At 54.4% G+C, this 11,138-nt stretch carries 8 protein-coding genes; 5 read left to right on the plus strand and 3 right to left on the minus strand.

What is annotated here, in order from left to right; all coding sequences use genetic code 11:
- Positions 1-171: 171 nt before the first annotated feature.
- Entirely contained in the window at positions 172-1,062 is an 891-nt protein-coding gene (locus tag ACPUC8_RS25705) for a LysR family transcriptional regulator (RefSeq protein ID WP_058969612.1), read from the plus strand.
- Between the two features lie 111 nt (positions 1,063-1,173).
- A complete protein-coding gene (locus tag ACPUC8_RS25710; protein WP_494927730.1) occupies positions 1,174-2,385 on the plus strand; it encodes an MFS transporter in 1,212 nt (403 codons plus the stop codon).
- A gap of 93 nt (positions 2,386-2,478) precedes the next feature.
- Here ACPUC8_RS25710 and ACPUC8_RS25715 read toward each other — a convergent pair whose 3' ends face one another.
- Positions 2,479-4,869 (minus strand): glucose/quinate/shikimate family membrane-bound PQQ-dependent dehydrogenase, encoded by a 2,391-nt coding sequence (locus tag ACPUC8_RS25715; protein ID WP_058969700.1) that lies wholly within the window; start codon positions 4,867-4,869, stop codon positions 2,479-2,481.
- Between the two features lie 283 nt (positions 4,870-5,152).
- Positions 5,153-5,752 carry a hypothetical protein gene (locus ACPUC8_RS25720; protein ID WP_039335861.1) on the minus strand — a complete coding sequence of 200 codons (600 nt, stop codon included), beginning with the start codon at positions 5,750-5,752 and terminating at the stop codon, positions 5,153-5,155.
- 420 nt (positions 5,753-6,172) lie between these two features.
- Here ACPUC8_RS25720 and ACPUC8_RS25725 point away from each other — a divergent pair, with 420 nt between their 5' ends.
- Positions 6,173-7,408 (plus strand): MFS transporter, encoded by a 1,236-nt coding sequence (locus ACPUC8_RS25725; RefSeq protein WP_494927731.1) that lies wholly within the window; start codon positions 6,173-6,175, stop codon positions 7,406-7,408.
- A 117-nt stretch (positions 7,409-7,525) separates the two neighbouring features.
- On the opposite strand, the gene ACPUC8_RS25730 is transcribed toward ACPUC8_RS25725, so the two are convergent.
- Positions 7,526-8,686, minus strand: a complete 1,161-nt coding sequence (locus ACPUC8_RS25730) for a Gfo/Idh/MocA family protein (RefSeq protein ID WP_058969606.1) — start codon at positions 8,684-8,686, stop codon at positions 7,526-7,528.
- Between the two features lie 267 nt (positions 8,687-8,953).
- Here ACPUC8_RS25730 and ACPUC8_RS25735 point away from each other — a divergent pair, with 267 nt between their 5' ends.
- The gene (locus tag ACPUC8_RS25735) at positions 8,954-9,829 is read left to right on the plus strand and encodes a glucosamine kinase nucleotide-binding domain-containing protein (protein WP_494927732.1); all 876 of its coding nucleotides are present in this window, start codon (positions 8,954-8,956) and stop codon (positions 9,827-9,829) included.
- A gap of 26 nt (positions 9,830-9,855) precedes the next feature.
- On the plus strand, positions 9,856-10,974 hold the full coding sequence (locus ACPUC8_RS25740) for an ROK family transcriptional regulator (RefSeq protein WP_494927733.1): 1,119 nt from the start codon (positions 9,856-9,858) through the stop codon (positions 10,972-10,974).
- Positions 10,975-11,138: the final 164 nt, after the last annotated feature.

Consider the following 11,138-nt stretch of genomic DNA (forward strand, 5'->3'; position numbering starts at 1 on the left):
ACAGGCTTAGTGCCCAAGGGTCGCCCCCATCTCACCAGCAACTTCCCGATGATCAGTCGGGGATCATAGCACCCGGAGGAGAATGATCGAGATATAAGGGTTGCCATTAATGGCGACCAGTCGGACATTGTTATAATCTTCAGTTCTCACTTTCTTCACCTGCCTGAGAACATGGACAACAGCGATAATCTCACCGCTATGATGCTGTTTGCGCGCGTCGTAGAGCGGCAAAGTTTCAGTGAAGCTGCGCGAACCCTGGGTATATCTAAATCGCATGTCAGCCGTGAAATTGCCCGGCTGGAAGTGCGGCTCGGCATCAAACTGCTGCAACGCACCACGCGCAAGGTGGTGCTGACCGAGTTGGGGCAGGCTTACTATCCGTTCTGTACTCGCATGCTGGAAGAGATGCACCGTGCCGATGCCTTTGTGCAGCAGGTGCATCAACTGCCCGCCGGGAATGTGCGCTTACAGGCGCCCATCACCTTTGGTTGCCAGTGCGTGGTCCCCACCCTGAATGACTTTATCCGCCGTCATATTCACATCAATGTCGATCTCGAACTCACCACCAGTGACGATCCACAACCCAGTGCAGATGTCGCGATCGTGATCCGCGCCCGGCCGCCGGAAGTGGCCAATTTTCGGGAATTAAGCACGATTGAGTGGGGCTTGTATGCCACGCCCGATTATCTGGCGGCGCATCCTGCCATCGATCATCCTGAACGCCTGACCCGCCACGATTTGCTGCTGTTCCACGGCCCAGCACATACTGCTGCACTGCCATTTCGTCGCGACAAACAGCGACTGGCGCTGGACGTGCACAGCCGCTTTCGCGCCAATAACAGCATGGCGCTGTTGAATGCGGCGCTGGCGGGCACAGGTATTGCTTATCTGCCTGCGTATATGACGCAAGAGGCGTTAGGGCGTGGGGAAATTCAGCAGGTGTTACCGGAGTGGCAAATGGATCGCTTGCACAGCTATTTACTGCTTAAAGAGCAGCCACAGCCTTCATCGCCGGTCACGCTGTTGTGTGATGCACTCATCAATACATTAGGTGAAGGTTGATTGTTGTTATCTGGCAACAATGCAGCGCTGGTTGGCAAATATCCCTCTCACCCTGTTTTCTCCGCTTCAGCGCTGTTAGCCTGCTAAAAAAGCAAAAACAGGGAAATCACTATGTCGTCCTCTTCAACCGTGTTAGCGCCTGAGCAGCAACACTGGAAGCGTAACTTGTGTGTCTGCGTGCTGGGTTCGTTCAGTACCATCGTGGCGATGACGTTACTGTTACCTTTTTTACCACTCTACGTGCAGCAGCTTGGCGTGCAGGAACCTGCCGCGATTGCCCGTTGGTCTGGGGCCGCGTATGGCGCAACCTTCCTGAGCGCGGCGCTCACCGCACCATTGTGGGGTAAGTTGGCCGATCGCTATGGCCGTAAACTGATGCTGATCCGAGCCAGCCTTGGGATGGCGATTGCCATGTCACTGATTGGTATGGCGACCGCGCCGTGGCAGCTGGTGGCGCTGCGTTTGTTAGCCGGTTTATTAGGTGGCTATGCCTCTGGCTCAACCATTCTGGTGGCGTCGCAGACGCCTAAAGAGCAGACTGGCTGGGCGCTGGGGGTATTGTCATCCGGCATTATGGCGGGCAACGTGGTGGGGCCGCTGCTGGGCGGGATACTGCCACCTCTTATCGGGATTCGTCACACCTTCTGGGTGACCGGTGCGGTGATTTTCCTCGCCTTCCTTGCCACCACCTTTTTGTTAAAAGAAGCACCGCGTCAAGCCGGTAAAAAAGCGGCGCAGAGCAATATTGAGGAAGATAAATCGATTAATCTGCCGGTGGTCAGGCTGATGTGGTTATCAGGCATGTTGCTGATTTTCGCCAACATGTCGATTGAACCGATTATCACGCTGTATATCGGCCAGTTTGTCCAGAGTGAACATGCCATTACGGTCACGGCGGGGGTGGTGATGGCCGCCGCCGCATTGGGCAGCATTCTCTCTGCACCGCGTTTGGGCCGACTGGCGGATCGGGTCGGGCATGGACGGGTGTTGGTTTATGGCCTGATTGCCTGTGCCGTGCTGCTGATTCCCCAGGCGTTTATTACCCAAGCCTGGCAACTGGTGGTATTGCGTTTCCTGATGGGGATGGCGCTGGGCGGGTTGATGCCCTGTGTGACGGCGTTGATTCGCCATAACGTGCCGCAAGGGCAGGTGGGGAAAATGCTGGGCTATTCGACTTCGGCTCAATATGTCGGCCAGGTGTCGGGCCCGCTGTTTGGTGGATTTGTCGGCGGCGCATTCGGCATGCAGCCCGTGTTTCTGGCGACCTGTGTGATCATGGCGCTATGCGCATTGTTAAATGCACGAGTGTTAAAAAAACCGTAGCGGCGCAATTCATTGCGCATCTGTTAGCTGCAGAACGTGAAGCAATAAAAAGGCGGGCTTCTCAGCCCGCCTTTGTCATTTTAACCCAGAGGCTTACTTCGCATCTGGCAGTGCATAAGCAATCACATAATCGCCCAGCTTAGTCCCAAACGAACCGTGACCGCCTGCCGCGATGACAACATACTGCTTGCCATCCACTTCATAGGTCATCGGTGTTGCCTGGCCACCGGCTGGCAGACGTGCTTGCCACAGCATTTCCCCGGTGTTGGTGTCGAACGCGCGCAGATAGTTATCGGCAGTCGCACCAATGAAGAACACGTTACCGGCGGTGGTGATTGGGCCGCCCAGCATTGGCATACCCATCTTGAACGGCACTGGAACCGGTGCGCTGTCGCGAACGGTACCGATACGTTTCTTCCACACGGTTTCGTTGGTTTTCAGGTCAACAGCAGAGACATAGCCCCATGCTGGCTGTTTACACGGCAGACCGAACGGAGACAGGAACGGATTCAGCTCCACACCATAAGGCACGCCATACTGTGGCTGGATACCGGTTTCGGTACCTGAACCACCTTTGTCATCAGCTGGGGGTTCGATCGGGTTACCCGGACCGCGTGGCACCAGTTTAGAGACAAACGGCAGCGCCATTGGGTTAGCAATCGCGATCTGACGATGTGGATCAACCGCGATACCACCCCACTCAAACATGCCGAGGTTACCTGGGAATACCAACGTACCCTGCTCAGACGGCGGCGTGAACGGACCTTCATAGCGCAGACGCTTGAAGATCACGCGGCACACCAGCTGGTCGTACATAGTCGCGCCCCACATGTCCTTGTCCGTCAGATTGTTTTTCGGACGGAAGGTCAGTTCGGAGTACGGCTGAGTAGGAGAAACGTGGTCACCTTTCGCAGCACCCTGCGGCACTGGCGTCTCTGGTGCTGGCACGACAGGCTTACCGGTACGGCGATCCAATACAAAGATGTTACCGGTTTTCGCCGGGGCATAAATCACCGGTACGGTGTTGCCCTCTTTGTCGGTGATATCGGCCAGCGTCGGCTGTGACGGCAGGTCCATATCCCACAGATCGTGATGCACCGTCTGATATGACCATACCAGCTTACCGGTAGTGGCATTCAGGGCCAGCACGCTGCTCGCATAACGCTCTTGATCAGGTGTACGGTTGCCGCCCCAGATATCTGGAGTGGAAACGCCCATCGGCAGGTAAACGGTATCCAGTTTTGGATCGTACACCGCCGGTGCCCAAGAGTTAGGCGAGTTCATGGTGAAGCTGTGTTCGTCATCTGGAATCGCGTTAGGATCTTTCGCGCCCGGATCAAACACCCACAGCAGCTTACCGGTGTTGACGTCAAAGCCACGGATGGCGCCTGACGGCTCACGGGTTGAATAGTTATCGGTGACCGCACCGGCAATCACGATAGTGGTATCAGTGATGATCGGTGGGGAAGTCGGCTCATACTGACCTGGGGTCAGCACCGGCTGTTTGTGCTGCAGATCCAGCTCACCGTTGTTACCGAATGATGGGCAACGCTCACCGGTTTCGGCATCCAGTGCGAACAGACGACCGTCGTTTACCGGCAGGTAAATACGGCGCGAGCACAGCGCAGGCTGGGTGTTGGCTGCATCAGCGGCAGCAGGCATTTCATGATAAGAAACACCACGGCAGGTAACGTGCTGGAAAGTTGGATTCGGCTTCAAGCCCGGATCGAATTTCCATTTCTGCTTACCGGTGGTCGCATCCAGCGCAAACAGAATCTGGTGCGGTGAACACAGATACAAGGTGTCGCGGATTTTAATCGGCGTTACTTCGTCGGTGATTTCACCCGGATCGTTCGGGGTCTTGAGATCGCCGGTCTGGAACTGCCAGGCCACCTGCAGATCTTTCACGTTGCCGCTGTTGATTTGCTTTAATGGTGAGAAGCGGGTGCCTTGCTGGTCACGCGCATAGGCTGGCCAGTCAGCATCCTTGATGTTGCTCAATGGCTGCGCTTGCGGGGCATTATCCGCCGCCGCAGGGATTTCACCATTCAGCTCCTGCGGATCGTGGAATACCGCCCACGCCAGAACCAGTACGCTGGCAATCAATGCAACGGCCATCAGACCGAGAGCACCTTTACCCGCATGGTTCAGGCCGCGATAGACAAACGGCAGAATCAACCAGATGCCGAAGATCACCAGCACATCGGTACGTGGTGCCAGCGCCCAGAAGTCGAAACCGACTTCCCAGACACCCCACACCAGCGTAGCCAACAGCAGTAAGGCATACAGCATGATTGCTGCGCCGCTACGACGCCACAGCAGGACAGCGGTGATCAACATAATCACACCGCCAATAACGTAGTACCAGGAACCTCCAATGGCGGCTAACCAAACGCCGCCAACCAGCATAAATGCGCCCGTGAGCAGCGCGAACAGCACTGTCAGGAAACGAATCACGCCAAAAGATGAGGAAGCTTTCCCCATAATATTAACCTCTTTCTTTGCCATAAACTTAAAAGAAAACAACGCATTGGGTTGTTTTCCGACATAGAGTACGAAGTGACTTAAGATGTACGATCGGCGCGCTTCCATGACGCCAGATGATCCCTTTGCGTTAAATTTTATCTTAAAAACGTTAACGGGTTTGATTTTTTTAGTGCATTGCACTTCTGGAATGGTAGTAGTGCGACATTTTATGAGGAAATTAAAGCGTTTTCCCCGAAGAGATCGGGCCTTAACGCCAAGGTGCGGAGTTTTGTGTAACCGTTTACACTTCAATCAGGACGCTGCTGGTGCGTTGTTCCTGCCAGCCAGAAAGCTGTAAGTCTTCATACTTCGCCAGCGGCAGGGATAGCTGCGGCGTGCGTAATATCACTTCTGCTTCTCTTTCCCGGCATGAGCCAAGCAGAAATGGAAAGCTAAACTTGAGATAATTATCGTTGAAGAATTCATCAGTCAGAACTATTCCACTAAAGGGAAATGAAGCAATATTCTTCCAGCAAGTACCCGGTGGCGCCAAATCATAAAGCCAGAAAGAAAAATGCTGAGCTGCTTCCCGCAAGGCCTTATCCTGCTGAAGTAAACCGGTATAGTTGATTGCCAGACGCACATTCTCTGACTGTAGGCTGGAATAAATTTCCGGTGCCTGTAAAAAGCGCGTCAGTATATTTCCCGCTAAAGGGATGATTATTAATTCAGGCGTATCGGGCAACTGATTGTGCAGTGAAATTATGTTGCATCCGTTAAGTAATCTCGGGCTTTCCTGTTCACAATGCATAAAGGGTGCTGAATAACAGACACCGGTCAGTGCGCCGTCGAAGCGACGGATACGCTCAGTAACATAAGGATTGTATGAACTGTTTTCCATTTATCTCTGCGAATAAATTAATTAATTGGAGCGTCTTAATTATTATAAGGACGGCAAGACTGCTGTGATTTTTACACTTCCAATATAGACCGATTTGTTTGAAAAGATCACGTTTTTTAGCTGTCTCTGATAAAGAGATAATCGCCAGCGAAGCGGTAATAATTAAATAGTTATTGGAACTTTCGGAATGATTTGGATATTTTCGGTTGAAAACAATCAGCCTGCTAATATTCAGAACTCTATGCTTAGCAGAATTTAAGATAAGCAACTGTTTTTAAAGCGCACGGCTAGCCATTGCCTGTACCTGCAAGATGCCGCACTCTGTGGCCGGAAAAACATAAAGAGAGCCAGCAAAGGGCTTTTCACCAGGTTGGTGCAATGACGCCTGCCGGAACAGTGATTGAGGATGGGATAAAAACTATGGGTTCACAGGTATCCGCAGCAGATGATTCGCTGTTGCGGCACAGGTCGTTTGTCGCCTTCTGGTTGGCACGCACCTGTTCATCGTTTGGTTTTCAGATGTTCTCCGTTGCGGTCAGCTGGCAAATCTATGCCATCACCCACAGTGCGATGGCGCTTGGCATGATAGGACTGATGCAATTCTTGCCTTCTGTACTATTGGCTCTGCCTGCAGGCCATCTGGCTGACCAGTTTGATCGTCGTCGCATTGTCTTATTGGGGCAGTTGATTGAGTGTCTGGCCTTGTTGGGACTGGTGGTGCTGACGCTACTGCACTGGGCGGACAAAATCGAAATATGGGGATTGGTCTTTCTGATCTCCGTTGCTAAAGCCCTTGAGTGGCCTTCCATTACCTCTATGCTGCCAGCGCTGGTGCCGCCGTCGATTCTGGCGCGAGCGATGGCCGCCAGCTCCGTCGGCGGTCAGGCGGCGGTAATTATCGGACCGACCCTCGGTGGCCTACTGTATGTTGCGGGCCCCGATGTGGTGTATGGCGTCGCGGCATTGTTTTACCTGATTTCTCTCGTGCTGGTCAGTCGATTGCGGTACGAGCGCCCACCGCAGGTGCGTATGCCGATGAACCTCACCAATATGTTTGCCGGTGTACGGTTTATTCGCGAGCGTAAGGACGTGCTCGGGGTGATTTCCCTCGATCTGTTTGCCGTATTGCTCGGTGGAGCAACTGCACTGCTGCCTATTTTTGCCCAGGACATTCTGCATACCGGGCCTTGGGGATTGGGCATGCTGCGCGGTGCACCTTCTGTCGGGGCATTGCTGGTGGGCGTATGGTTGAGCCGTCATAAACTGGAAAAGCACGTCGGCATGATCATGTTCGGCTCGGTTGCTGGTTTTGGCGTCGCGACACTGGTGTTTGCGCTCTCGACCCAATTGTGGCTGTCGCTGCTGGCGCTGGCGGCACTCGGCGGCTTCGATATGGTAAGTATGGTGATCCGGGGTGCGCTGGTGCAGTTGGATACGCCGGATGACATGCGTGGACGTGTTAATGCGGTCAATGCCATCTTCATTAATACCTCAAACCAGCTGGGCGAGTTTGAATCAGGCATGTTGGCGGCTTGGATGGGGGCGGTGCCAGCAGCAGCGCTCGGCGGTATCGGCACGCTGGTGGTGGTGGCGGTATGGATGACAATTTTCCCTCATCTGCGTAAACGGCAGAAGCTGGAGAATGAAACCGTTTAAATCTGTCGGGCGTACCAAGGTGCGCTCTTGGGTTATTATCCTTTGCGGTTTGTGGGATGCGGTTGGTAAGGTGCGGCCCTCAGGCCGCCCGTCGCTGCCCACCCATACTCGCGCTGATTAAACGGTCGCGGTTTTCCCCAGGCTGGCGTCAAATTGTTTCCAGCTCTCTGTCATATCCACCACGGTTTTCGATTTTCGCGCTTCATCGATTTTTATCGCAGTAAGACCCGCTTCCAGGGCATCCACGACTGAGACTTTCAGCGGGGTGCCCTGTTTAATGTGTTTCACGATCTCTTCTGCCATCAGCGCATCGGCACCGTAGTGGCCATCATAGGCATTGCCACTGTAGGTGGTATCCACTTCGCGTTCGCCAGTGCGGGCGTTGTGTACGCGGAAGTAGTTACGCACAAAATCCCCCTCAGCCATGCCATCAGTGCCCATAACGCAGAAGCGGCGGAACTCATCCGGGACGTTGAGGTTGGCGTGGAAGGCGAGGGTGGCGCCGTTGGCGTACTCAATCAGTGCGGTTTGATAATCCACAATATCCGCATCGCCATCAAACACCGCATCGGTGCTCGACCAGCCGCTAGGTTTGACGTGATACACCTCCGACTGCGGCGTGACCGCGCCGGTAGGCGCATGCTGTGGCGTGAAGTTTTTACGTCCGCCAAAACTGGCCACCCGTATTGGGCGCTCACCCACTAACCCCTGATAGAGATCGATATCGTGGCAGCATTTTTCCAGAATGTAAGGGCCGGCATACTTCTCCAGACGACGCCAGTCGCGCTGGAAGAAGGCACCGTGATAGGGCTTGATGTGCTCAGTGGCTTCAATGGAGGTGATTTCACCCAGACGATGCTCATCACGTGCGTTCAGCAAATCGTGATACAGCGGGGAATAACGCAGCACCAGACCCACCAGAATCCGCTCATGGCCATATTGTTGCACCAGTTGCGCCATCGCCATGGTCTGCTCTTCATTGATCACTACCGGCTTTTCCGTGAAGACGGTGTAACCCGCGGCCAGACCCTGACGAATGTGTTCAAGGTGCATGAAGTTCGGTGAACCCACCAGCAGCAGATCAAAGCCACCATGCTGTAACAGGGCGTCAACGCTGTCGAATGCCACGCCTGCATCAATGCCAAAGGTGTGAAGATTCGGCAAGCCAGCAGGTGCTGGATCGACGTAACCCACTACGGAGAACTCTGCGTCGGCTTTGTTGAACTCTTTCACCACATGGGAAAGACGAAAGCCCAGACCAATAATACCCACTTTCATGTTGTACCCCTGAAGCCCGTTGCCTGTTAGCTGCCCGACCCATCAGGCTGCTGATAATCTGACCGTTAACTTATTACGCCAGAAAAACTAATGTCAATCAGTAACCCAGATCTCAAACTGTTAAATTTAATTATCTTTATGTTTTATATGAAAATTAATTAACTATAGGGAATGCGTATTTATTTGTGATTGCGATTTAAGTTTTTTTCCCCTATCTTTCGCACATCTATAAGCGTCATGCCGTGTGCGGCAGGCAGGAGGAAACGCGTGCAATCACTTTTGCTGGGAATTGATGGCGGTGGTACGCACTGTCGTGGACGCCTGACAGATAGCGCCGGTCGTGTGCTGGCTGAAGCCACAGGCGGGCCTGCCAATGTCTGGTCGCAGTTTGATGGGGCTATTCAGGCGGTTGAAAACGTTATTGATGAGCTGTTTCTGCAAGCTGGCTTAGCCGCTGAGGCACGTGATCGCACCACCCTGGTGGCGGGGCTGGCGGGTGTTAATGTGGCATCTGTCCACGCCCGCCTACAGAGCTGGCAGCCACGCTCACAGGCACGTTACTTGTTTACCGATGTTGAGATCGCCTGTGCGGGCGCACATGCCGGTGCGCCTGGGGCAGTGTTTATTGTCGGGACGGGCAGCCAGGGGGCCGCCTGGGATGGCACACAGTTTACCTTGCTGGGCGGCTGGGGTTTTGCCTTGTCCGATGACGGCTCAGGTGCGATTCTCGGGCGGCGGGCACGGCGATTGGCGCTGCTGGCGCAGGAAGGGATCGTGCCCGCGTCACCGTTGACTGAACGCATCATGGCACTTCATCAACACAGCCCGGAACAGATGCTCATTTGGTCACAGCAGGCAACGCCCGCTGACTGGGGCCGGGTGGTGCCAGAGATTTTCGCCACTGCGCAGCAGGGCGATGAACACGCGGTGGCACTGCTGCAGCAAACGGCAGCCGAGATTGAGCAGATGGTGCAGCCGCTGTTGGCCCGCAGCCATGGCAAGCTGGCGCTGATGGGCGGCTTAGCCGTACCGATTCAACCCTGGCTGTCGGCCGCGATTGTTGCTCAGTTGGTGCCGCCACAGGAGGATGCGCTTAGCGGCGCGTTACGTTTGGCAAGCCAGTTCAGTCAGCAACCGGCTTAACCCTTTACTTGCAGATAAAGAGATCCATGACCGCTCCCAACGTCACTGCCCGCATCTTGCGGCTGATTGTCGAAAATGCACCGATCAGCCAATCCGATCTCAAAGTGCGAAGCGGCCTGAGCATGTCGACGGTTTCTCAGGCCACGAATCGTCTGCTCTCTGGCGGCATTGTGCAGGAGCTGGGGCTGCGTCGCGTTTCAATGGGTCGACCCAAAACGCTGCTGGGTTTGAATCCAGATCACGCCAGCGTGGTCGGCATTCAGCTCAACGCCGAACGTAACCTCATTGTCTTAACCGATCTCAGCGGCAATATTATCGGCGAGCAGCAAATCCCTTCCGGCGCCATGACGCCTAAACAGCTGGGTGATGCGCTGGCAAAGTTTCTGCGTGGTGTGGAAGGCAAAAAAGTCGGCGCTATTGGTCTGGCGCTCTCCGGACTGGTGGATGCCAGTAACGGTGTTTGCGTATTATCCCGCGCGCTGGGCTGGAACAATGTACCGATTGCACGCCTGTTGGAAGAACGTTTTACGCTGCCGGTATTTATTGAAAATGATGCCAACGCGCTGGCGATGGCGGCGCTGGTGTTTGGTCAGTTGGGGCATGCGCAGTCAGCGGTGATTGCCACATTCGGTAAAGGCATCGGTGCGGGGATCTTGCTTGACCGTCAACTCTATCGCGGTCGCCATGGTAAAGCCGGAGAAATTGGCGTCTCGCTGCTGGGTGATGGCTCTGAACGGTTGCTGGAGGATGTTGCCTCATCCCAGGCTATTTTGCAGCGCGTGGCTGTGACGATGAAAGAGGCGGCGCCACAGACACTGCGCGATCTGGACCTGCAGCCCACGCCTGAGGTATTAACCATACTGGCGGAGGCAGGGCAGCATCTGGGCATATCCCTGGCAAACCTTTCCGTGGCGTACGATCCCGATGTGGTGTATCTGGCGATGGAGCCGCAAATGGCATCACGCATTTTGCTCGATCACATCACCCAGAGTTTCCAGACTTACCGTCTGAAGCTGACGCCACACATGACACCGCTGCAGTTCCTCACTGAGTCCAATCGTATGTGGGCGCAAGGTGCGGCAGGGTTCGCGGTGAATAAGTTGCTGGATTTACTGGCGGCGAAGGCGGATGAGGAAGTCGTTTAGTCTTAGGTCGCCATAAATGGCAACCCTATGGCAATCGTAAGCGGTTTTCGTAGGGTGCGCATTAAGGTGCAAACCGGGCACATAGGTAACACTTTAGACCGGGCACATGGGTAACAGTTATAAATTGGCATAGCAGAGGAGACTCACTATGCCCTGGACTGAGA

It is taken from the genome of Pantoea sp. CFCC18177 (genome assembly GCF_059412425.1).

Coding starts and splice junctions, on each gene's coding strand:
- ACPUC8_RS25705 (WP_058969612.1), top strand. CDS start 172: ATGGACAACAGCGATAATCTCACCGCTATGATGCTGTTTGCGCGCGTC.
- ACPUC8_RS25710 (WP_494927730.1), top strand. CDS start 1,174: ATGTCGTCCTCTTCAACCGTGTTAGCGCCTGAGCAGCAACACTGGAAG.
- ACPUC8_RS25715 (WP_058969700.1), bottom strand. CDS start 4,869: ATGGGGAAAGCTTCCTCATCTTTTGGCGTGATTCGTTTCCTGACAGTG.
- ACPUC8_RS25720 (WP_039335861.1), bottom strand. CDS start 5,752: ATGGAAAACAGTTCATACAATCCTTATGTTACTGAGCGTATCCGTCGC.
- ACPUC8_RS25725 (WP_494927731.1), top strand. CDS start 6,173: ATGGGTTCACAGGTATCCGCAGCAGATGATTCGCTGTTGCGGCACAGG.
- ACPUC8_RS25730 (WP_058969606.1), bottom strand. CDS start 8,686: ATGAAAGTGGGTATTATTGGTCTGGGCTTTCGTCTTTCCCATGTGGTG.
- ACPUC8_RS25740 (WP_494927733.1), top strand. CDS start 9,856: ATGACCGCTCCCAACGTCACTGCCCGCATCTTGCGGCTGATTGTCGAA.